The 20,901-nt window shown below is 63.2% G+C and carries 20 protein-coding genes; 13 read left to right on the plus strand and 7 right to left on the minus strand.

Annotated features, from left to right (window positions below; genetic code table 11):
- The first annotated feature begins 223 nt into the window (after positions 1 to 223).
- Complete coding sequence (locus tag V1292_RS05760) at positions 224 to 859, plus strand: LysE family translocator (RefSeq protein ID WP_334370958.1); 636 nt, start codon at positions 224 to 226, stop codon at positions 857 to 859.
- Between the two features lie 163 nt (positions 860 to 1,022).
- Here the strand turns inward: V1292_RS05760 and V1292_RS05765 are convergent, their stop codons facing one another.
- Positions 1,023 to 1,649 carry a glutathione S-transferase family protein gene (locus tag V1292_RS05765; RefSeq protein ID WP_334370960.1) on the minus strand — a complete coding sequence of 209 codons (627 nt, stop codon included), beginning with the start codon at positions 1,647 to 1,649 and terminating at the stop codon, positions 1,023 to 1,025.
- Between the two features lie 196 nt (positions 1,650 to 1,845).
- On the opposite strand from V1292_RS05765, the gene pyrE reads away from it, so the two are divergent.
- Positions 1,846 to 2,409 carry an orotate phosphoribosyltransferase gene (gene pyrE / locus V1292_RS05770; RefSeq protein WP_065743861.1) on the plus strand — a complete coding sequence of 188 codons (564 nt, stop codon included), beginning with the start codon at positions 1,846 to 1,848 and terminating at the stop codon, positions 2,407 to 2,409.
- 112 nt (positions 2,410 to 2,521) lie between these two features.
- A complete protein-coding gene (locus V1292_RS05775; RefSeq protein ID WP_334370962.1) occupies positions 2,522 to 3,331 on the plus strand; it encodes a DUF2865 domain-containing protein in 810 nt (269 codons plus the stop codon).
- A gap of 105 nt (positions 3,332 to 3,436) precedes the next feature.
- Here the strand turns inward: V1292_RS05775 and V1292_RS05780 are convergent, their stop codons facing one another.
- Together V1292_RS05780 and V1292_RS05785 are read right to left on the minus strand one after the other, a co-directional pair.
- Positions 3,437 to 3,868, minus strand: coding sequence for a hypothetical protein (locus V1292_RS05780; RefSeq protein ID WP_334370964.1), 432 nt, complete (start codon positions 3,866 to 3,868; stop codon positions 3,437 to 3,439).
- A gap of 293 nt (positions 3,869 to 4,161) precedes the next feature.
- On the minus strand, positions 4,162 to 4,392 hold the full coding sequence (locus V1292_RS05785; RefSeq protein ID WP_334370965.1) for a hypothetical protein: 231 nt from the start codon (positions 4,390 to 4,392) through the stop codon (positions 4,162 to 4,164).
- A gap of 243 nt (positions 4,393 to 4,635) precedes the next feature.
- On the opposite strand from V1292_RS05785, the gene V1292_RS05790 reads away from it, so the two are divergent.
- The 3 genes from V1292_RS05790 (at position 4,636) to rocF (ending at position 9,333) form a co-directional block, all read left to right on the plus strand.
- Positions 4,636 to 7,164 (plus strand): glycogen/starch/alpha-glucan phosphorylase, encoded by a 2,529-nt coding sequence (locus V1292_RS05790; RefSeq protein ID WP_442895600.1) that lies wholly within the window; start codon positions 4,636 to 4,638, stop codon positions 7,162 to 7,164.
- A 196-nt stretch (positions 7,165 to 7,360) separates the two neighbouring features.
- Complete coding sequence (locus V1292_RS05795) at positions 7,361 to 8,179, plus strand: acyl-CoA thioesterase (RefSeq protein ID WP_334370966.1); 819 nt, start codon at positions 7,361 to 7,363, stop codon at positions 8,177 to 8,179.
- A gap of 152 nt (positions 8,180 to 8,331) precedes the next feature.
- Positions 8,332 to 9,333, plus strand: a complete 1,002-nt coding sequence (gene rocF / locus V1292_RS05800) for an arginase (protein ID WP_334370967.1) — start codon at positions 8,332 to 8,334, stop codon at positions 9,331 to 9,333.
- 35 nt (positions 9,334 to 9,368) lie between these two features.
- Here the strand turns inward: rocF and V1292_RS05805 are convergent, their stop codons facing one another.
- Entirely contained in the window at positions 9,369 to 10,985 is a 1,617-nt protein-coding gene (locus V1292_RS05805; protein WP_334370969.1) for a phosphoenolpyruvate carboxykinase, read from the minus strand.
- A 115-nt stretch (positions 10,986 to 11,100) separates the two neighbouring features.
- Here V1292_RS05805 and V1292_RS05810 point away from each other — a divergent pair, with 115 nt between their 5' ends.
- Positions 11,101 to 11,322 (plus strand): hypothetical protein, encoded by a 222-nt coding sequence (locus V1292_RS05810; RefSeq protein WP_334370970.1) that lies wholly within the window; start codon positions 11,101 to 11,103, stop codon positions 11,320 to 11,322.
- A gap of 115 nt (positions 11,323 to 11,437) precedes the next feature.
- Here V1292_RS05810 and V1292_RS05815 read toward each other — a convergent pair whose 3' ends face one another.
- Complete coding sequence (locus V1292_RS05815; protein WP_334370971.1) at positions 11,438 to 12,172, minus strand: HugZ family pyridoxamine 5'-phosphate oxidase; 735 nt, start codon at positions 12,170 to 12,172, stop codon at positions 11,438 to 11,440.
- Positions 12,173 to 12,393: 221 nt separating this feature from the next.
- Here V1292_RS05815 and V1292_RS05820 point away from each other — a divergent pair, with 221 nt between their 5' ends.
- The 5 genes from V1292_RS05820 to V1292_RS05840 all read left to right on the plus strand — a co-directional run bounded on the left by V1292_RS05820 (position 12,394) and on the right by V1292_RS05840 (position 16,387).
- Positions 12,394 to 13,095, plus strand: coding sequence for a response regulator transcription factor (locus tag V1292_RS05820; protein ID WP_027541437.1), 702 nt, complete (start codon positions 12,394 to 12,396; stop codon positions 13,093 to 13,095).
- A gap of 99 nt (positions 13,096 to 13,194) precedes the next feature.
- Complete coding sequence (locus tag V1292_RS05825; RefSeq protein ID WP_334370973.1) at positions 13,195 to 15,012, plus strand: sensor histidine kinase; 1,818 nt, start codon at positions 13,195 to 13,197, stop codon at positions 15,010 to 15,012.
- Positions 15,009 to 15,530: an HPr kinase/phosphorylase gene (locus tag V1292_RS05830; RefSeq protein ID WP_334370974.1), complete on the plus strand. Its 522-nt coding sequence runs from the start codon at positions 15,009 to 15,011 to the stop codon at positions 15,528 to 15,530. The genes V1292_RS05825 and V1292_RS05830 overlap by 4 nt, the downstream gene beginning before the upstream one ends.
- A gap of 132 nt (positions 15,531 to 15,662) precedes the next feature.
- Positions 15,663 to 16,064 carry a PTS sugar transporter subunit IIA gene (locus V1292_RS05835; RefSeq protein ID WP_024339151.1) on the plus strand — a complete coding sequence of 134 codons (402 nt, stop codon included), beginning with the start codon at positions 15,663 to 15,665 and terminating at the stop codon, positions 16,062 to 16,064.
- The gene (locus V1292_RS05840; protein WP_334370976.1) at positions 16,061 to 16,387 is read left to right on the plus strand and encodes an HPr family phosphocarrier protein; all 327 of its coding nucleotides are present in this window, start codon (positions 16,061 to 16,063) and stop codon (positions 16,385 to 16,387) included. The genes V1292_RS05835 and V1292_RS05840 overlap by 4 nt, the downstream gene beginning before the upstream one ends.
- Before the next feature lie 142 nt (positions 16,388 to 16,529).
- Here the strand turns inward: V1292_RS05840 and V1292_RS05845 are convergent, their stop codons facing one another.
- Both V1292_RS05845 and V1292_RS05850 read right to left on the minus strand, forming a co-directional pair.
- Positions 16,530 to 17,327 (minus strand): SDR family NAD(P)-dependent oxidoreductase, encoded by a 798-nt coding sequence (locus V1292_RS05845; protein ID WP_334370978.1) that lies wholly within the window; start codon positions 17,325 to 17,327, stop codon positions 16,530 to 16,532.
- 22 nt (positions 17,328 to 17,349) lie between these two features.
- Positions 17,350 to 18,948 (minus strand): glycosyltransferase family 39 protein, encoded by a 1,599-nt coding sequence (locus V1292_RS05850; protein WP_334370980.1) that lies wholly within the window; start codon positions 18,946 to 18,948, stop codon positions 17,350 to 17,352.
- Positions 18,949 to 19,062: 114 nt separating this feature from the next.
- Here V1292_RS05850 and lepA point away from each other — a divergent pair, with 114 nt between their 5' ends.
- On the plus strand, positions 19,063 to 20,874 hold the full coding sequence (gene lepA / locus V1292_RS05855; protein WP_334370982.1) for a translation elongation factor 4: 1,812 nt from the start codon (positions 19,063 to 19,065) through the stop codon (positions 20,872 to 20,874).
- Positions 20,875 to 20,901 lie beyond the last annotated feature (27 nt).

The raw sequence follows: 20,901 nt of genomic DNA on the forward strand, positions 1-20,901 counted from the left end.
AAAGCGCGTTCACGCGCGTCTTGGACGCGCTATGGTGATGCGCTGCTGATCCGGGTCCAGTGGGTCCCGGCTCTGCGTCGCGTCATTTCATACCGCGCCGCGTCCGGGACACGTGATCTGCATTGCTCCGAACGATAGCGGCTCCCCATCGGAGCAATATACGAAATGACATCGCCGCGCGCTGCGCGCTAGAAACGTGCGCATTCCTCGCCGCGAGTCTGCCATGCCTCACATCGCAACCCTGCTCGGTTTTGCCCTGGTCTCGCTCGGCATGGTGCTGACGCCGGGGCCGAACATGATCTACCTGATCTCGCGCTCGATTACGCAAGGGCCGGCAGCCGGCATCGTCTCGCTGGGCGGCGTTGCGCTCGGGTTCGTGTTCTACATGCTGTGCGCGGCGTTCGGCATCACGGCGCTCTTGTTCGCGGTGCCCTATGCTTACGACGCGCTGCGGTTTGCTGGCGCGGCCTATTTGCTGTGGCTGGCGTGGCAGGCGCTGAAACCGAACGGGCGTTCGCCGTTTCAGGTGAAGAAGCTGCAAGTCGACGGCCCGCGCAAGCTGTTTGCGATGGGCTTCGTCACCAATCTGCTCAATCCGAAGATCGCGATGCTGTACCTGGCGCTGCTGCCGCAATTCATCGATCCGGCTGTGGGAGGTGTGCTGACGCAGTCGCTGGCGCTGGGCGCGATCCAGATCGTGATCAGCGTCAGCGTCAACGCGCTGATCGCGCTCGCCGCCGGATCGATCGCAATGTTTCTCGGCTCGCGGCCGACGTGGCTGTTGCTGCAGCGCTGGCTGATGGGAACGGTGCTGGCAGGGCTTGCGGTGAAGATGGCATTCGAGGCGAAGCGGGGGTGATGTTCTTCCCCTCTCCCCTTGTGGGAGAGGGTGGATCAATCGCGCGAAGCGCGTTGAGACGGGTGAGGGGTCTGTCTCCGCGGAGAGAACCCCTCATCCGGCGCGGATTGCATCCGCGCCACCTTCTCCCACAAGGGGAGAAGGAAGAAAGCAAGGCGCGTTCTCAATCCAGCTTGGCTTCCATGCCGCGCTTGGTCGCCGGGCGTGCCATCAGGGCGTTGTACCAGCGCTCGACGTTCGGAAAATCCTTCAGCTCCACCTTGTGGCGCGGGTGGCGCCAGGCCCAGCCGAGAATGGCGAAGTCGGCGACCGACAAGGCATCGGCGACGAACTCGCGGCTCTCCAGCCGACGGTCGAGGACGCCGTAGAGCCGGCGGGTTTCGGCCATGAAGCGCTTGAGGCCATAGGCGCGGTCGGTCTCGTTCTCCAGCGCGATGAAATGGTGCACCTGGCCCGGCATCGGCCCAAATCCGCCCATCTGCCACATCAGCCATTCATAGACCGGGATACGCTCGGCCAGCGGCTTGGGCAGGAACTTGCCGGTCTTCTCGCCGAGATAAAGCAGGATCGCACCGGACTCGAAGATACTGACCGGCTTGCCGCCGGGGCCGTCGGGATCGACGATCGCCGGGATCTTGTTGTTCGGGCTGAGCTTGAGAAAGGCGGGCGCCATCTGCTCGCCCTTGGTGATGTTCACCGGGATCACCTTGTAGGGCAGCCCCATTTCCTCCAGCGCAACCGATATCTTGCGGCCGTTCGGCGTGTTCCAGGTGTGCAGTTCGATCGTCATTTTGTCATCCCCGCGGAAAGCGGGGTATCCAGTACCCCGGAACTTCGGGGCGTTACAACCGCCGCTGCGGAATACGGGGCCATCCGCTTTCGCGGATGCCGACATGGTGCCCTGTTGACGGCGTCGGATCGGCGCTGGAATCTAACCGGCAGCGCCGATAGATTGCGCCCCGCCTGAAACCTTCGGGGAAACCGCCTTGTCCAAATCAGCCTCCCGCGCCCGCCTCGCCGAGATCATCCGCAAGCGCTCGTTCGGCCGCGGCGAGATCACGTTGGCCTCAGGCCGCAAGAGCGACTTCTACTTCAACCTCAAGCCGACCATGCTCGACCCCGAAGGTGCGGCGCTGTTGGCTGAATTGACCTATGAGGCGTTGAAGGACGACAATCTCGATTTCGTCGGCGGGCTGGAGATGGGCGCGGTCCCACTGGCGGGCGCGATCGCGCAGCTCTCCTGGATCAAGGGCCACCCGATCGCGGCGTTTTTCGTGCGCAAGAAACCAAAGGAGCATGGCGCGCGTCTCGCAGTGGAGGGCCTTGCCAAGGGCGAGACCCTGCAGGGCAAGCGCATCGTGATCGTGGAGGACGTCACCACCACAGGCGGCTCGGCATTGAAGGCGGTCGAGGCCGTGCGCGAAGCCGGCGGCGAGATCGTGCTCGTGCTTACGATGGTAGACCGCGAGGAAGGCGCGACCGAAGCCTTTGCCGAGGCAGGGCTTGAGTTTCGTTCGCTGTACAAGGCGGGCGAATTTTTGAAGGGGTGAATAGGTCTTCCCCCCGTCCCCGCTCATCACTCATTTACCATCCGCCGTTAAGGTTACCCCGAACTGAAGCCGTCGCGCTTCAGCGCGTTTGTTGCGTTGGGTGGAGTTGGCGTTGCGTACAGAGTTGGCCTTTTCGCGCGTGCGGCGCCGCGCGACGTTTGTTGCCGCAGCGATCCTTTCGGGCGCTCTCCTGCTCGCGCCCGGCAGCGTTTCCGCCGAGGGCCTGTTCGATTTCCTGTTCGGCGGCGCGCAGAAGCAGCAGACGCGGCAAGCGTCACCGCAGGCCAATTTCTTCGCCGATCCGTTCGGCCTCAATCAGCAGCCATCGGCACCCCCGGCCCCGCGGGTAGCCGGCTCCGGGCCAGCGTTTTGCGTGCGAAGCTGCGACGGCAAATATTTTCCGCTGACCATGCGCGGCACCGCCTCGCCGGTGCAGACCTGCCAGGCGTTCTGCCCGGCCAGCGTCACCAAGGTGTTTTACGGCAGCAACATCGATCATGCGACCGCCAGTAACGGCGAGCGTTATGCCGACAGCGAGAACGCCTACGCCTATCGCAAGGCGCTGAGCGCCGACTGCACCTGCAACGGCCGAAGCCCGTCCGGGCTTGCGCCGGTCGATCTCACGCTTGACACTTCGCTGCGCTCCGGCGATGTCGTCGCCACCACCGACGGCCTGGTGGCCTATACTGGCGTGCGTCTTGGCGCCGACCACACGGCGGAGTTCACGCCAGTCGCCTCCTATCCCGGCCTCACGGCGGATGTCCGCGCCCGGCTCGGCGAAATGAAGGTCGCGCCAGTCAGCGCCGAGATGGTCGCCGGCACCGCGCCGCTGCCCGAAGCACGGCGCGACGACGAACTGCCGACCGCCTCGATCCCGAAGACGGCCGCGCCGAAAGCGGCGAAGCGGGCGGAAGCGCGATAGGGCACCCGCACTACGCCGCAGGGCCCAAACACAAAATTACGAAAACAACCCCATGCAAAGTAGCGTGGGCCCGGGCTCGCGGCATTCAGGTAGCTGACGCCAGCACTACCGCCCCACGATGACCCCGATCACGTTCGGCGCCGACAGATATTTTTCCTCGATCGCCGCCCGCGCCGCGGCGCGGTTTTCCGGCGTCAGCAAGCCGCGCTTCTCGGCCAGAATCATCCAGCAATAGCCCCACCAGTCCGTCAGCATGCCATGGTCGTCGACGAGATCGTAGCCTGCTTGGGCTGCAAAAATCCGCGCCTGCGCTTCATCGAGCGAATCGAGAAAGGCGTGATCCTCGATCGAAAACAGTTCGTCGCTGAAATCGTCCGTGGTGTAGCCCCACACCGACATGCAGACCGCGTTGAACTCGCGGTCGATCGCGTCGTCGTCGACGAGCTGGCGGCGCGAGGCCTGATGCAGGCGCGATAGCGAGCGCGCGAAATCGGCGATGCGGGTGAGAGCGAACTGATCGAAAGCGATGGTGGACATGTAGTCCTCGCAAACTCGGATGGGCCTATATGTTGTGTCGGCGACGTGCCGAATCACAATGATATATCAAAGACTTGCTAAGGTGTTCTTAATTTGTTCTAGCCTCGTGCCGAAATTTCGCTATCCGGGTTGCCGCAAGGATCGAGATCGAGCCAGCCAGATTCGGATGCCGTTGCTGGAAGCGGCCGACGCGTTCGAGCTGCTGCAGAAGCTTTATCTCCGCTATCCCGCGCTTGCCGAGGAAGGCGAAGCTTGAGGGCCGCAATGGGATGAACCGTCCCGAACCCAATCCTTCACATCGCCGACAACAGTTTGTCGCCGCAATAATTGGCGTAGAATTTTCCGCCGCACTGCCGCTTGATCGCGGCACAACGCGCTTCTGGTGAAGCGCCCTTTGCAACGCTGAACGAGCAGCTCAGCCCGTCGGCACTTCTGCCGGTCTTGCCCGCGGCAAAGGCGGCGCTGGTGGCGCTGATGCAGACCATCAATAACGCGGTAGCAGCGATCTCGATCGTCAACCTCATGACAGGCCCTCCCCGTTTTGCTGGCGCGCGATTCCTTGGACCCGAATCGGCATCTACCCACCAAGCCCCAGCGATCCCTGTACTTTGGTATTGGATTATAACACCAAAGCTGGCACGCCGGTGCCGCGAAATCGGCCCGGTCCTTGCATAAATTCATACCAGCGCAGTGCACAACATACTCCGGCGTTCTCCGGCGTTTCGATTGCCGGACAAGACGCCTATGTTGTGAGTCTCAACGCAGGGATCGACGTGTTGCAGGAACAAATCGCAGGGAACTATCCGGCACTTGGCCAGCCGGTCGACGAACTCGCGCTGGCCGAGATCAAGGGCGCCATCCTCGCCAAGCTGCGCCTTGCGATCGGCAAGGATGCCGGCATGGCGACGCGTCGCGACTGGTACAAGGCCGCGGCGCTGGCGTTGCGCGACCGCGTCGTGCACCGCTGGCTGACGGCCGAAAAAGAGAGCTACGACGCGGGCAGCAAACGGGTCTACTACCTCTCGCTCGAATTCCTGATCGGCCGGCTGTTCACCGACGCGCTGAACAATATGGGCCTCTTGCCGGTGTTCGAGGCGGCGCTCGGCGATCTCGGCGTCGGCCTGGATGATTTGCGCAAATGCGAGCCGGATGCAGCGCTCGGCAATGGCGGTCTCGGACGGCTTGCGGCGTGCTTCATGGAAAGCATGGCGACGCTGGCCGTTCCCGCTATCGGCTACGGCATCCGCTACGATTTCGGCCTGTTCCGCCAGATCATTTCGCAAGGCTGGCAGCAGGAATATCCGGACGAATGGCTGAGCTTCGGCAACCCCTGGGAATTCCTGCGGGCGGAGGTGGTCTATCACGTTCATTTCGGCGGCTTTGTCGATCACGTCGACGACCACGGGCGCGACCGCGCGACATGGCGCCCGGCGGAAACCGTGCAGGCCGTCGCCTATGACACGCCGATCGTGGGCTGGCGCGGCCAGCACGTAAACGCGCTACGGCTATGGTCGGCGCGCTCGCCCGATCCCTTGCGGCTCGACGTCTTCAACACCGGCGACTACCTCGGCGCCGTCGCCGAGGAAGCGCGCGCGGAATCGATCTGCAAATTCCTCTATCCGAACGACGAGAGCCCCGCGGGGCGCGAGTTGCGGCTACGGCAGGAATATTTCTTCGTTTCGGCCTCGCTGCAGGACCTGGTCAAGCGGCACCTCGCCTCGGACGGGCAGTTGCGCAGCTTGGCGATGAAGGCCGCGGTGCAGCTCAACGACACCCATCCGAGCCTCGCCGTCACCGAGCTGATGCGCATCCTGGTCGATCTGCACAATTTCCGCTGGGACGAGGCGTGGAAGATCACGGTGGCGACGCTGTCCTACACCAATCACACGCTGCTGCCGGAAGCGCTGGAGACATGGCCGGTCGAGCTGTTCGAGCGGCTGCTGCCGCGGCATCTCGAAATCATCTACCGCATCAACGCTGCGCATCTGGCGCTGGCCGATCAGCGCTGCCCTGGTGACATCGAATATCGCGCGTCGGTGTCGCTGATCGACGAGAAGTCCGGCCGCCGCGTGCGGATGGGGCAGCTCGCCTTCGTCGGCTCGCACCGCATCAACGGCGTGTCGGCGATGCACTCCGACCTGATGAAAGAGACCGTGTTCCACGATCTCAATCATCTCTATCCCGGCCGCATCACCAACAAGACCAACGGCATCACCTTCCGCCGCTGGCTGATGCTGGCCAATCCAAAGCTCACCGGACTTATGCGCGAGGTCTGCGGCGAGAACGTGCTCGACGATTTCTCGCTGTTCGAGCGCCTCGAGGCCCACGCCAGTGACAACGCGTTCCAGCAGCGTTTTCGCGAGGTCAAGCATCACAACAAGGTGGCGCTGGCGCGGCTCATCAACGAGCGCCTTGGCGTCAAGATCGATCCGTCGGCATTGTTCGACATCCAGATCAAGCGCATCCACGAGTACAAGCGGCAATTGCTCAATGTCGTCGAGACCATTGCGCTGTACCAGGCGATCAAGGACGAGCCGCAGCGCGACTGGGTGCCGCGCGTAAAAATCTTCGCCGGCAAGGCGGCGGCGAGCTATCGCTACGCCAAGCTGATCATCAAGCTGATCAACGATGTCGCCGAAGTCGTCAACAACGACCCTGACGTCGCAGGAAGGCTGAAGGTCGTCTTTCTCGCCGACTACAATGTCAGCCTCGCCGAAGTGATCATTCCGGCCGCCGATCTATCCGAACAGATTTCGACCGCCGGCATGGAGGCCTCCGGTACCGGTAACATGAAGCTGGCGCTGAACGGCGCGCTGACGATCGGCACGCTCGACGGCGCCAATATCGAAATCCGCGACCATGTCGGCGTGGAGAATATCGCGATCTTCGGCATGGAGGCCGGCGACGTCATGATCCGGCGCAAGCAGGGCCTGGATGCGACCGATGTGATCAGCCGCTCGCCGCGGCTGGCGCGGGCCATTACCGCGATCGAGAGCGGCGCGTTCTCGCCCGACGATCGCGCCCGCTTTGCTTCGATCGGCCACGCGCTGCGCTACCTCGACCACTACATGGTCTCGGCCGATTTCGATTCCTACTACACGGCGCAGCGCGGCATCGACGCACGCTGGCAGGTGGTGCCGGCCTGGACCCGCGCCTCGATCCTCAACGTGGCGCGGATGCCGTGGTTCTCCTCCGACCGCACCATCCGTGAATATGCCGAGGAGATCTGGAACGTGCCGGTGCGGGCGGCTGCGCCGGTGTCGGAGCCGGAGGCGCAACGCGGGGCGACGCGATAAGTCCGGGGCACGGAACCATTACCTCTGACGTCATTGAATTCGGCCGGATAGTCGCGATACTACCTCCCCGTCATTGCGAGGAGCGCAAGCGACGAAGCAATCCATTCCTCCGCTTGCGGCGCGATGGATTGCTTCGCTCCGCTCGCAATGACGGCACTTGCGGCAAGGCTGTCACCTTTGAAGATCGAAAGTATCCATGCTGACCAAAGCCCCACATCTTTTCGACGATGCCACACGGGTCACCGCCGGTGACAGTTGCTGGCAGGGCAAGACCAGCCCGGATTACTGGGCCTTTGTCGGCCCGTTCGGCGGCTGCACGGCCGCCACCATCCTGCGCGCGCTGATGGAGCATCCGCAGCGTGCAGGCGATCCGTTGTCGGTCACGGTGAATTTCTGCGCGCCGGTCGCCGAAGGCGGCTTCGATCTCGATGTCCGCCTGGTCAAGGCCAACCGTTCGAGCCAGCATTGGTGCGTGGAGATGACGCAGAGCGGCGGCGACGTCGCGACGCTGGCGACCGCCGTGTTCGCCGAACGCCGTCCGTCCTGGTCGCACCAGCAGGCAAAATTTCCGGGCGCCGCGCCGTTCGATCAGGCGCGTTCATTTCCGAACACGCCGATGACCTGGACGCACCAGTATGATTTCCGCTTCGTCGAGGGTGAGCCGAGTTTGTACGGATCGCCTGCCACGGCACCGCTCGATGCGTTCTCTAAACAGTGGATCGGCGACCGCACGCCGCGGAAGATCGACATGTTGTCGCTGATGTCGATGTCAGACGCCTTCTTCGGCCGGGTGTTTCTGGCGCGGCGGGAACTGGTCCCGTTCGGCACGGTATCGCTGACGACGTACTTCCATACCGCGTCGGACGATCTCGCGGCCGAGAACATCACGCGCACACTGGCGGTAGCCGACGCCAGAATTTTCCACAGGAGTTATGGCGACCAGCACGGCGAATTATGGTCGCCGTCGGGACGCCTCCTCGCAACCACGACGCAAATCGCCTATTTCAAGGCATGACAGCGTAGGGTGGGCAAAGTCGCGCTTGCGCCGTGCCCACTATCTATCCGACTGTGATCCTGGTCGGTGGGCACGCGGAGCCTGTCATCGGGCGCGCATTCGCGCGACCCGTTGGCTTTGCCCACCCTACGATTTTTCGGAGGCCCCGGCTCATGTCCGAAGCTGCCCAACCCCGCATCGCCCTGCTCGGTGTCCCCCTCGAGATCGGCGCCTCGCAGGCCGGCACGCTGATGGGACCAGCGGCGCTACGCACCGCAGGCATCGGCCGCATCCTCGATCAACTCGGTTTTGTCGTCGAAGACCATGGCGATATGCTGACGCCGGCCATTGCTCCCGCCGAGGGGCCGCCGCCGGCGAACGCCAAATATTACGATGTGATCAAAACCTGGATCCGCGCGCTCAGCGAGCGTTCGTATTTGCTCGCGCAATCCGGCGCCGTTCCGATCTTCATGGGCGGCGATCACTCGCTCTCGATGGGCTCGGTGAACGGCGTCGCGCGGCACTGGCAGGAACAGGGCCGGCCGTTGTTCGTGCTGTGGCTCGATGCACATGCCGATTACAACACGCCGCAGACGACCGAGACCGGCAACATGCACGGCATGTCGGCGGCCTTTCTCTGCGGCGAAGACGGTCTCGAGGGCCTGCTCGGCGACGTGCCCCGCGCCTCGATCGGTCCCGAGCGACTCGATCTGTTCGGCATCCGCTCGATCGATCCGCTGGAGAAGAAGCTGGTGTTCGACCGCCGCGTCGCGATCGCCGACATGCGCGCCATCGACGAGTTCGGCGTCGCCGTCCTGATCCGGCGCGTGATCGAGCGTGTCAGGGCGAGCAACGGGGTGCTGCATTTAAGCTTCGACGTCGATTTTCTCGATCCCGCGGTCGCTCCCGGCGTCGGCACCACGGTACCGGGTGGCGCGACCTATCGCGAAGCGCATCTCATCATGGAGTTGCTGCACGATTCCGGTCTGGTGCGATCAGTCGACGTCGTCGAGCTCAACCCGTTCCTGGACGAACGCGGCCGCACCGCGCGCGTCGCGGTCGAATTGATCAGCAGCCTGTTCGGCCTGCAGATCACCGATCGTCGCACGCCCAGCAACGCGGTCTTTCCGGACAACAGCCAAATTCGTCGGAAAAGCAAAAAGGGCGGCCCATGAAGCCGCCCTTTGGAGCAGTTGATTGCGTTTGAGGCTTACTCCGCCGCGAGCTTCAAATCCGGCGCGGCAGCGCGAACTTCGGCGTCGACCTGGGCTTCGAACTTGGCAAAGTTCTTCTGGAACATGCCGACCAGCGCGCGCGCAGTCTTGTCGAACTCGGCCTTGTCCTTCCAGGTATTGACGGGATTGAGGATCTCGCTGGGCACGCCCGGCAGCGCAGTCGGCACCGCGAAACCGAAATACTTGTCGGTTCGGAATTCGACATTGCGCAACGAACCGTCGAGCGCCGCGGTCAGCAGCGCGCGCGTCACCTTGATCGGCATCCGGCTGCCGGTGCCGTATTTGCCGCCGGTCCAGCCGGTGTTGACCAGCCAGCAATCGACGTCGTGCTTGGCGATCAGCTCACGCAGCATGTTGCCGTAGACGGAAGGATCGAGCGGCAGGAACGGCGAGCCGAAGCAGGTGGAGAATTCCGGCTGCGGCTCATTGCCGAGACCGCGCTCGGTGCCGGCAACCTTGGCGGTATAGCCGGACAGGAAGTGATACATTGCCTGCGCCGGCGAGAGTTTTGCAATCGGGGGCAATACGCCGAACGCGTCGGCGGCCAGCATCACCACGTTTTTCGGCTGGCCGGCGCGGCCGGTGCGCGAAGCGTTCGGGATGAAATCGAGCGGGTAGGCCGAACGGGTGTTTTCGGTCTTCGAGCCGTCGTCGAAGTCGGGCACGCGGGTGCTCTCGTCAAGCACCACGTTCTCGAGCACGGCGCCGAAGCGGCTGCTGGCGGCGAAGATCTGCGGCTCGGCTTCCTTCGACAGCTTGATGCACTTGGCGTAGCAGCCGCCTTCGAAGTTGAAGACGCCGTCGCTGCCCCAGCCATGCTCGTCGTCGCCGATCAGCGTGCGGTTGGGATCGGCCGACAGCGTGGTCTTTCCGGTACCGGACAGGCCGAAGAAGATCGCGGTGTCGCCCTTGGGTCCGACATTGGCCGAGCAGTGCATCGGCAGCACGCCCTTGGCGGGCAGATAATAGTTCAGCGTGGTGAAGACCGACTTCTTCATCTCGCCGGCATAATAAGACCCGCCGATCAGGACGATCTTGCGGGCGAAATCGATCGCGACGACGTTCTCCGAGCGCACGCCGTGACGTTTGGGGTCGGCGCGGAAGCTCGGCAGGTCGATGATGGTGAGTTCAGGCACGAAGTCCTTCAGCGCTTGAGCCTCGGGGCGGATCAAAAGCGTGCGGATGAACAGCGAGTGCCAGGCAAGTTCGGTGAACACGCGCGTCTTGATCTGGAAGTTCGGATCGGCGCCGCCGTATAGATCCTGCGCATACAGCGACATGCCTTCGGCATGCTTGAGGAAGTCGGCATAGAGCGCGGCAAACTGCTCCGAGGTGATCGATTGGTTGCCGGCCCACCACATGTTCTTGTCGGTGGTCGCATCACGCACCGTGAACTTGTCCTTGGGACTGCGGCCGGTGAATTCACCGGTGTCCGCGCAGAGCGCGCCGTCGGCCGACAACACGGCCTCGCCGGCCGTGAGTGAATGTTGATAAAGCTGCGGCGCCCCGAGATTCCAGTGCACCGTCTTGAGATTTTTTAAGCCGAATTTGTCGGCGCCGAAGGCGCCGTTGCGTAGACCCGTCTCTTGCACGAAGAAAGTCCTCCTCGAACCCGCGTTACTCGAATCGCGCGCATGTCGCTTGACGCGCTCTGTCGCGGTGACCCTGAATTATAGCCTTCCGGCATCGGTCCGGCGACCTATATTGATGAACGCCGTGCTTGCCAAGCCGATCCACGCGACTTGGTTTATTCCAGCGCGGAAGGTTGATTTGCATCAATCGCTTGCTGCACTGCTTTGCGCTGGTTTGCCCTCTTGGTTGCGCGACCATACGCCGTTGTTTAGCTCGGCCAGTAATTGCTGCGTCGCACAATCAGAATATTTTCAGCGCGCGGAGCGTGTTTTCATTGACGAAGCTTTCCGCCCGTGACCGCGAACTGCACCATCGCCTTGTTTTACGGCAACCGTGCCTGAATCTTCTTCACTGTCATCGGCGATGAATTCGACAGTGCGGCGCAGTTGCTCGGTGACGGCGTTAACGTTTGCTAGCCCTTGGCCCGCGCCTCGCCCGCAAGCCGCACCAGCATCTTGCGCAACGCCATGGCGCTGGTGACTCGTTCGGGGAAATCCAGCCGCAGCGTCGCGGAGCCGGCCTGCATGTCCATGCCGTCGGGGTCGCAGCCGGTGCAGCGCCAGTCGTCCGATTCGGCGCCCAGTAGTTTGGTCGCGTAGAGGTTCATCGCCTCGCGGTGATCCTCATTCATATGCTCGACAGCGCCTTGCTCGGCTTCCAGCAAATCGGCGGTATCGCCGATCTCGGTCATGAACTGCTCGGGCCTGAGGTCGATGATGCGGCCGAAACCCGCGACCAGATGCAGGCCTGACGGGACGATCCGGAAGAACGAGAAGTCCTTGAAATCTACAAACGCTTCAGCCGATGGATGAGCGTTAAGATAGCGCCGGCGCAGGATTTTCGCAGTTTCTCCTTGGGCCTCCTCGGCCCGTCCCGCCAGCATGATTCGTGCGCCCTCCAGCGGATCGCCGGCGGCACGTTCGTCCAGCATCAGCGATACCCTGCTATCGGCGAGGATGTTTTTTGTATGCAGCGCCAGCCGCGAAAGCAGCAGAATCGGCGACGCATCGGCATGGCTGGCGACGTTCACCAGTGAGCAATAGGGATCGCCACTTTCGGGCATAAGCGTGGCCAATGCGCCCTGCCGGCTACGCCGCAACAGCGATCGGGCCAGTTTGGAAGCATCAAAATCTGCGGTCGGCTGCATGGTTCCTTTCCGGCCATCTTATTGCAAAAAGGGCCTTTTCTCATCGGGTCAGGGTGCTATATGGGGGGCCGCGCGTCTCCTTGGGGAACGTTTTGCGGAACTCGGTCACACTTCAGCCCAGCTTGCATTGCTCGTTGACTGTGTACACGAAGCCCATTTACGCGGCGTCTGGCTCAAGTGCCCGCCGTTTAAGCCACTCTCTTATTCGAAAGCAGAGGCTCATGCCCACAATCGCCCTGGTCGATGATGACCGCAACATTCTCACTTCCGTATCGATCGCGCTCGAAGCCGAAGGCTATCGCATCATGACCTATACGGATGGTGCCTCGGCGCTGGACGGCTTCCGCACTTCGCCGCCGGACCTTGCGATCCTCGATATCAAGATGCCGCGCATGGACGGCATGGAGACGTTACGCCGGTTGCGGCAGAAGTCCGATCTGCCGGTGATTTTCTTAACTTCCAAGGATGAAGAGATCGACGAATTGTTCGGCCTCAAGATGGGCGCCGACGATTTCATCCGCAAGCCGTTCTCGCAGCGCCTCTTGGTCGAGCGGGTCAAGGCCGTGCTTCGCCGCGGCCAGCCCAAGGATCCGACCGCCGTTCCGAAGGAGCCGGATGCACGCGCGCTGGACCGCGGCCTGTTGCGGATGGACCCGGAGCGTCACACCTGCACCTGGAAGAACGAGCCGGTGACGCTGACGGTGACGGAGTTCTTGATCTTGCAGGCGCTGGCCACGCGGCCCGGTGTGGTGAAGAGCCGCAACGCGCTGATGGACGCGGCCTATGACGACCAGGTCTATGTCGACGACCGCACCATCGACAGCCACATCAAGCGGCTGCGCAAGAAGTTCAAGGTGGTCGATGACGATTTCGAGATGATCGAGACGCTGTACGGCGTCGGCTATCGCTTCAAGGAAGCCTGATCTGCGTTTTCCGGGCGGAAGTGTTAACTGACACATCCGCCCGTTCGGCGTAAAAGCGTAGAGCTAGAAATCGGCGCATCACAACCGGCAGTTCAGCCATTGCTAGATCGAACGCAGCCCGATTCCAACCTGAACCACGAGGATGCTTTGGAGCTCCTCGATCGGGAACGCGTTGCCGAGGATAATGCGGGCGAGAAGGGCTGGCGGCGGCCGCTCGGCTGGTTGCGCCGGGCCGGGCAGTTCTTCTTCGCGCTCTCCTTCTCCAGCCTCACGCGCCGGATCGTCTCGCTCAATCTGGCGGGCCTCGTCGCGCTGGTGGCGAGCATTCTCTATCTCTCGCAATTCCGTGCCGGCCTGATCGATGCGCGGGCGCAGAGCCTGCTGGTGCAGGCCGAAATCATCGCCGGTGCGATCGCCGCCTCCGCCACCGTCGAAACCAACACCATCACCATCGATCCGGATCGGCTGCTCGACCTCAAGCCCGGCGAAAGCTACGGCGCGCCGGACGAATCTTCCGGGCTGGATTTTCCGATCAATCCGGAACGGGTCGCGCCGGTGCTGCGGCGGCTGATCTCGCCGACCAAGACGCGCGCCCGCATCTATGGCGGCGACGGCGGCATGATCCTCGACAGCCGCAGTCTCTATGGCCGCGGCGACGTGTTGCGATTCGAACTGCCGCCACCTTCCACGGAGAAGCCGGGCTTCGTCGAACGCGCGCTGATCGCGACCCGCACCTGGCTCAATCGCGGCGACCTGCCGCTGTATCGCGAGCTGGGCCCGGAGAACGGCAAGGGCTATCAGGAAATCGTGCAGGCGCTCGACGGCGTCAAAAGCAGCGTGGTGCGCGTCAACGACCGCGGCGAGGTGATCGTCTCGGTCGCGGTCCCCGTACAGCGGTTCCGTGCCGTACACGGTGCGCTGATGCTCTCGACGCAAGGCGACGACATCGACCAGATGGTGACCGCCGAGCGGCTGGCGATCCTCAAGGTCGGCGGCGTCGCTTCGGCAGTCATGATCGTGCTGTCGCTGCTGCTCGCGAGCACGATCGCAGGTCCGGTGCGGCGGCTGGCCGACGGCGCCGAGCGCGTCCGCCGGCGCATCCAGACCCGCGTCGAGATTCCTGATTTCACCCGCCGCCGCGACGAGATCGGCCATCTGTCCGGCGCGCTGCGCGACATGACGAACGCGCTCTACAGCCGCATCGAGGCGATCGAGATGTTCGCCGCCGATGTCGCCCATGAATTGAAGAATCCGCTGACCTCGCTGCGGTCGGCGGTGGAAACGCTGCCTTTGGCGCGCAATGACACCAGCCGCGCGCGCCTGCTCGAGGTGATCGAGCACGACGTCAAGCGGCTCGATCGGCTGATCTCGGATATTTCAGACGCCAGCCGCCTCGACGCCGAATTGCAGCGCCAGGACATGGCCCCGGTCGATCTGCGCCGGCTGCTGACGACGCTGACCTCGGTCGCCAACGAAACCAGGCTCGGTCATGACGTCGCCGTCGAGGCCCGCTTCGACGGCCGCGGCGCCACCGATACGTTCTCGGTGCCAGGCCATGATTCCCGGCTCGGGCAGGTGATCTCCAACCTGTTGTCCAATGCGCAATCCTTCTCCACCCCCGGCGGGAAAGTGCGCGTCACCTGCCGCCGCGTGCGATCGGAAATCGAAATCATCGTCGATGACGATGGGCCGGGTATCGGCGAGGATGCGCTGGAACGCATCTTCGAGCGCTTCTACACCGACCGGCCCCATCAGGGCTTTGGCCAGAACTCAGGTCTCGGCCTATCGATCTCAAAGCAGATTATCGAAGCGCATAATGGGCGGATCTGGGCGGAAAACCGCCATGGCCCGGCCGGCGCCGACGGCAATCCGAGTGTGGCGGGTGCGCGGTTCGTGGTCAGGCTGCCCACGCCATGACGGCGGGCGCGAGCGTGCACGCCTCCGCCGTGCTGGTGGGCGAGCGCGCCGTGCTGATCCGCGGGCCATCCGGCGCCGGCAAGTCGCGGCTGGCGTTCGATCTGATTCTCGCCGGACGCGCCGGACAGCTTCCGCGGGCCGTTTTGGTCGGCGATGACCGTGTCCATCTCGACACAGTCGCCGGACAATTGTTGGTCCGCCCGGCGCGAGAATTGGCCGGGCTGATCGAGGTCCGGGGCCTCGGCATCCGCCATTGTGACTTTGTTGGGGAAGCGGTGGTGGGCCTCGTCGCCGACCTTGCGGCCAGCGATGCCGAGCGGCTGCCGCCGCCAGAAGCGCTCTCCACCCGCCTCAACGGTGTTTTACTACCGAGAATTCCCGTCGGGACCGGCTTTGATCCCCTCCCGCTGATTGTAGCGGCTCTGACGACAACCGTCGGTTCAGGTTCCGTCCAACCTTTGGATGATTGTTCGAAGGGGATTGGTAACCATATAAGCCCCAATATCGCCACCGAATAAGCTGGCGCAGGCCTCACTCTTTACCGGCAAATTCCGGAACAATAGCCAAGATGCCCTCTTGCGCGGGGGCTCTGGATGGTCAAAGTGGCGCGTTCGTGCGGTGCACCAAAAAGCACCCGCGAGGAGTTTCCGATGATTGGTCTAGTGCTTGTGACCCATGGGCGCCTTGCCGACGAGTTCAAGGCGGCGCTCGAACATGTCATGGGTCCGCAAAAACAAATTGAAGCCATCACGATTGGAGCCGAAGACGACTCCGATCTGTGTCGAAGCGATATCATCGAAGCGGTGAATCGCGTCGACAGTGGCGATGGTGTCGCCATCCTCACCGACATGTTCGGCGGCACGCCTTCCAACCTCGCAATTTCCTGCATGAGCCGCCCAAAGGTGGAAGTGCTCGCAGGCATCAATCTTCCCATGCTGGTCAAGCTTGCCAAGGTGCGCGAAGAGCGCTCGCTTCCCGACGCCATCGCGATGGCGCAGGAAGCCGGCCGCAAATACGTCACCATCGCCAGCCGCGTGCTCGCCGGCAAATGAGCGACGACGCCGCGCCCGACAAGGAACTCGGGCCGAGCGTGCCCGCAGGCGCCATCTCGCGGGAACTTCAGATTATCAATAAGCGCGGCCTGCACGCGCGGGCCTCGGCCAAATTCGTCCAGATGGTGGAGCGCTTCAACGCCGAGGTCTGGGTGACGCGCGGCAACGAGACCGTCGGCGGCACCTCGATCATGGGGTTGATGATGCTGGCAGCGGGACCTGGAACCTCGGTTACCGTCTCCGCGATCGGCCCCGAGGCTCAGCAAGCGGTCGATGCGATCGCAGCGCTGGTCGCCGACAAATTCAACGAAGAAGGCGTGTGACCGTTTCCCTTCGCGCGCCTGTTACCTTTAGACCCTCATGGTGAGGAGCCGCGCAGCGGCGTCTCGAACCATGTGGCCCCGCCGGTGCCATTCATCCTTCGAGATGGCGCGTTCGCGCCTCCTCAGGATGAGGTCAGACATCTCAAAACGGGTTGGTAACAATCCCGCCATCGGCGCGGAGCGCGGCGCCGTTGGTGGCGCTGGAGGCTTTTGAGCAGACGTAGCAGATCAGATTGGCGATCTCCTCCGGCGCGGCGTAACGCTGCAAGAGCGACGCCGGGCGGCGTTCGCTGAAGGTGCGCGAGACGAGGTCGTCGACGGTCGTGCCCGCAGCTTTCGCGCGCGCGGCCAGGCGAACCGGCGCCATCTCGACCCAGGTCGGGCCGGGCATCACCGAGTTGACAGTCACGTTGGTGCCCTTGGTGGTTTCCGCCGCGCCGCGCGCGATGACGAGCTGCGCCGATTTCGAGAAGCCGTAATGCACCATCTCCTTCGGAACAAAGACGCCGGATTCGCTGGAGACGAACACGACGCGGCCCCAGTCCTTGTTATCAAGCATCCGCTTCAAATAGTGCCGCGTCAGCCGCACCCCGCTCATGACGTTGACTTCGAACATCCTTGACCAATCGGAATCCTCGATCTCGAAAAATCCCTTTGGTTCGTAAATGCCTAGATTGTTGACGAGAATGTCGACGTCAGGGAATTGCGCCACCAGCGCCGCGCAGCCCGCTGCGTTGCCGAGATCGAACGCCGCGACGTGCACCTTGGCCGACGGCGCCGCCTGCTGGACTTTTGCCACGGCCTCACCGACCGCCGCCTTTTCGCGGCCGTTGACGATCACTTCCGCGCCCATTTGCGCAAGCCCGATGGCGGTCGCGAGCCCGATGCCGCGGGTCGAGCCGGTCACGAGCGCCGTTTTATCCGTCAGGTCGAGATCCATGCGTTACCCCTTCGAGTGATTTCTATCTGGCCGGCGGCACGATGAAGATGTTCCAGGCCGTTGCGGGGCCAGCCTTGCCGAGAAAGAATCGCCGCGTGGTCATCACCATGCGCTCGGCATTGGCGGCATGGGCCTGCATCCACGCCTCGCATTTTTCCAGCTTCCAGTCGCCGACCTCGCAGATGCCGATGAAGCCCGATCGCTTCGCCTCCTCGAGCGAGGTCAGGCCGGACGACCACGGCTCGTCCGGCGTCAGCGGCGCCGGATGGTCGGGGCTGTAGAAGGTGACAGGCTGGCCGGTATCGGTATAGGCGGCGACTACCGGCCAGCGCGAATAAAACCGCGTGTGCCAGGCTTCCGTCAGTTCGCGGGCGAGTTCGGAACGTGCCCGATAGGTCGCGCCTGCGGTGCGCTTTTCATCCAGTTCGTAGGCGACGATCCTTGGCGATATCGCCAGCACGACGAGCGAAATGACGAGCCAGGTCGTCGTCAGGTTCAACAGCGCGATCTTTCGGATCCGCACCGCAGGGATCGCGACCAGCGCGAGCGGCATCAGGAAGAACAGCGGGATGCCCCAGTCGGTTTTGATGTAGACGTGGAATAGCAAGGCACCCAGCGGCGGACCGATCGCCACGACCGCCTGGACGATCCAGACATTGATCGCCTGCGAAATGTTGACGCCGGTATTGGCGCCGCGCGCGAGGAGCGGAAACGGCATCAAGCGGAACGGCCGCCACATCAGCGCTATCGCGCCGAGTATCACCGGTGCGGCCAGCAGCGCGAGATTGTGCTTGACATAGCCCAGTGCGAGATCGTCGATTATCGCGCGGTCGGTGAGGGAGTAGGTGTCGCCGGCATAGGTGAGCGGGACGAAGTCCACCTGCTTCAGCCACATGAAGTGCGGGAGCATTGCGACCGCGAGCGTGGCAATCGCGACCCATGGCGCCGGCGAACGCAGGAACTGCAAACGCTGCGGATGGATCAACGCGGCAAGGCCGACGGCGCCGATCATGGTCAGCACCCAGTATTTGGTCATCAGCGCCAGCGCACCGGCGAGCCCGAGCCACACGCCCGATTTGATGCTGCGCTTCTCGAACGCGTCGAGATAGGCCAGCACGACGAGCGGCAGCGTGACGAGTTGCAACAGGTCCGGATTGTACTTGAAGCCCTTGAAGTTGAAGATCGGATAGAGCGCGAGCATCACCACGACGAAGAACGCACGGCGGCGATCGACCACGCGCAACGCCAACAGCCAGCAGATCACGAGGGAGCAGCCGAGCGTCGCCATTGCCAATGCATAGGTCGCCCAGTCCGTGACCGGAAACAGCATGAACCAGGCGCCGGCGACCCATCCCGACAGCGGCGGGTGCTTGCCATAGCCGAGCAGGAACTTCTGCCCCCAGGCGAAGGCCTCCGCGACGTCCATATGGACGTCCTGCCCGGTCTTCAGATTGACCAGGATCAGCGTCCACAGCACGGCGTGGACCACGGCAAAGCCGGTCACCAGCCACAGGCCGGCCTTGGGATCACTGGCGCGTGAGGCCAGCCACGCCGCCAGCCGCTGGATCGTGGGAATGCGCCTTAAACGCGCGGCCGTGGGCGAAATGGATGCAATCGACATGGCCACTGCCTAGCGTGTTTTCGGCTCAAGTGGAATCAGCTTGGCGTGAAGAAAGCCCCTTAAAATACAGCAAGATGGTTGCCGCACGGGGACGCGAATGCTATCCCGCGCCCCATGACAACTGCGCCCATTTCCAACATCCGCAACTTCTCCATCGTCGCCCACATCGACCATGGCAAATCGACGCTGGCCGACCGCCTGATCCAGATGACGGGCGGGCTGTCGGACCGCGAAATGGCGGGCAAGGAACAGGTGCTCGATTCCATGGATATCGAGCGCGAGCGCGGCATCACCATCAAGGCGCAGACGGTGCGGCTGAACTACCGCGCCAAGGACGGCAAGAATTACATCTTCAACCTGATGGACACGCCCGGCCATGTCGACTTCGCCTACGAAGTCTCGCGGTCGCTGGCCGCCTGCGAAGGGTCGCTCCTGGTGGTCGACGCCAGCCAGGGCGTGGAGGCGCAGACGCTCGCCAACGTCTATCAGGCGCTCGACAACAATCACGAGATCGTACCGGTTCTCAACAAGGTCGACCTGCCGGCGGCCGAGCCGGACAAGGTCAAGCAACAGATCGAGGACGTGATCGGGATCGACGCCTCGGACGCGGTGATGATCTCGGCCAAGACGGGCTTGGGCGTTCCCGACGTGCTGGAAGCCATCGTGACTCGCCTGCCGCCGCCGAAGGGCGATCGCGGCGCGACGCTGAAGGCGCTATTGGTGGATAGCTGGTACGACGTCTATCTCGGCGTCGTCGTGCTGATCCGCGTCGTCGACGGCACGATGAAGAAGGGCCAGCGCATCCGGATGATGGGCACCAACGCGGCCTATGACGTCGAGCGCGTCGGGTTCTTCACGCCGAAGATGGAGCAGGTCGACGAGCTCGGCCCCGGCGAGATCGGCTTCATTACCGCGGCGATCAAGGAAGTCGCCGATACGCGCGTCGGCGACACCATCACCGACGACAAGAAGCCGATCACCGAGATGCTGCCGGGCTTCAAGCCGGCGATCCCGGTGGTGTTCTGCGGCCTGTTCCCGGTCGATGCCAACGATTTCGAAACGCTGCGCGCGGCAATGGGCAAGCTGCGGCTCAACGACGCGAGCTTTTCCTACGAAATGGAAACCTCGGCCGCGCTGGGTTTTGGCTTCCGCTGCGGCTTCCTCGGGCTGCTGCACCTCGAAATCATCCAGGAGCGGCTGTCGCGCGAGTTCGATCTCAACCTGATCGCGACGGCGCCGAGCGTGATCTACAAGATGCACCTGACCGATGGGCAGGAGATCGAGATCCACAACCCGGTCGACATGCCCGATGTCGTCAAGATCGCCGACATCGAGGAGCCGTGGATCGAGGCCACGATCCTCACGCCGGACGAATATCTCGGCAGCGTGCTAAAACTGTGCCAGGACCGCCGCGGCGCGCAGAAGGAGCTCACTTACGTCGGCTCCCGCGCGATGGTGAAATACGATTTGCCGCTCAACGAAGTCGTGTTCGATTTCTACGACCGGCTGAAATCCGTCTCGAAGGGCTACGCCTCGTTCGACTATCATCTGACCGACTACAAGGTGGCCGACCTCGTCAAGATGCAGATCCTCGTCAACGCCGAGCCGGTCGATGCGCTGTCGATGCTGGTGCATCGCACCCGCGCGGAGGGCCGCGGCCGCGCCATGGTCGAAAAGATGAAGGAACTGATCCCGCCGCACATGTTCCAGATCCCGATCCAGGCGGCGATCGGCGGCAAGGTGATCGCCCGCGAAACCGTCCGCGCGCTCCGCAAGGACGTCACCGCCAAATGCTACGGCGGCGACATCACGCGCAAACGGAAGCTTCTGGAGAAGCAGAAGGAAGGCAAGAAGAAGATGCGGCAGTTCGGCAAGGTCGACATTCCGCAGGAAGCATTCATTGCCGCGCTGAAGGTGGATAGCTGAGCGGGCCGCTCGCGAAGCACCAACGAT

The organism is Bradyrhizobium sp. AZCC 1719 (assembly GCF_036924525.1).
Lineage (GTDB): Bacteria > Pseudomonadota > Alphaproteobacteria > Rhizobiales > Xanthobacteraceae > Bradyrhizobium.

Bases quoted from the DNA above. Each gene is read 5' to 3' on its own strand.
- V1292_RS05760 (WP_334370958.1), top strand. From the start codon at position 224: ATGCCTCACATCGCAACCCTGCTCGGTTTTGCCCTGGTCTCGCTCGGC.
- V1292_RS05765 (WP_334370960.1), bottom strand. From the start codon at position 1,649: ATGACGATCGAACTGCACACCTGGAACACGCCGAACGGCCGCAAGATA.
- V1292_RS05780 (WP_334370964.1), bottom strand. From the start codon at position 3,868: ATGTCCACCATCGCTTTCGATCAGTTCGCTCTCACCCGCATCGCCGAT.
- V1292_RS05785 (WP_334370965.1), bottom strand. From the start codon at position 4,392: ATGAGGTTGACGATCGAGATCGCTGCTACCGCGTTATTGATGGTCTGC.
- V1292_RS05795 (WP_334370966.1), top strand. From the start codon at position 7,361: ATGCTGACCAAAGCCCCACATCTTTTCGACGATGCCACACGGGTCACC.
- rocF (WP_334370967.1), top strand. From the start codon at position 8,332: ATGTCCGAAGCTGCCCAACCCCGCATCGCCCTGCTCGGTGTCCCCCTC.
- V1292_RS05810 (WP_334370970.1), top strand. From the start codon at position 11,101: ATGAACGCCGTGCTTGCCAAGCCGATCCACGCGACTTGGTTTATTCCA.
- V1292_RS05815 (WP_334370971.1), bottom strand. From the start codon at position 12,172: ATGCAGCCGACCGCAGATTTTGATGCTTCCAAACTGGCCCGATCGCTG.
- V1292_RS05820 (WP_027541437.1), top strand. From the start codon at position 12,394: ATGCCCACAATCGCCCTGGTCGATGATGACCGCAACATTCTCACTTCC.
- V1292_RS05830 (WP_334370974.1), top strand. From the start codon at position 15,009: ATGACGGCGGGCGCGAGCGTGCACGCCTCCGCCGTGCTGGTGGGCGAG.
- V1292_RS05835 (WP_024339151.1), top strand. From the start codon at position 15,663: ATGATTGGTCTAGTGCTTGTGACCCATGGGCGCCTTGCCGACGAGTTC.
- V1292_RS05840 (WP_334370976.1), top strand. From the start codon at position 16,061: ATGAGCGACGACGCCGCGCCCGACAAGGAACTCGGGCCGAGCGTGCCC.
- V1292_RS05845 (WP_334370978.1), bottom strand. From the start codon at position 17,327: ATGGATCTCGACCTGACGGATAAAACGGCGCTCGTGACCGGCTCGACC.
- V1292_RS05850 (WP_334370980.1), bottom strand. From the start codon at position 18,948: ATGTCGATTGCATCCATTTCGCCCACGGCCGCGCGTTTAAGGCGCATT.
- lepA (WP_334370982.1), top strand. From the start codon at position 19,063: ATGACAACTGCGCCCATTTCCAACATCCGCAACTTCTCCATCGTCGCC.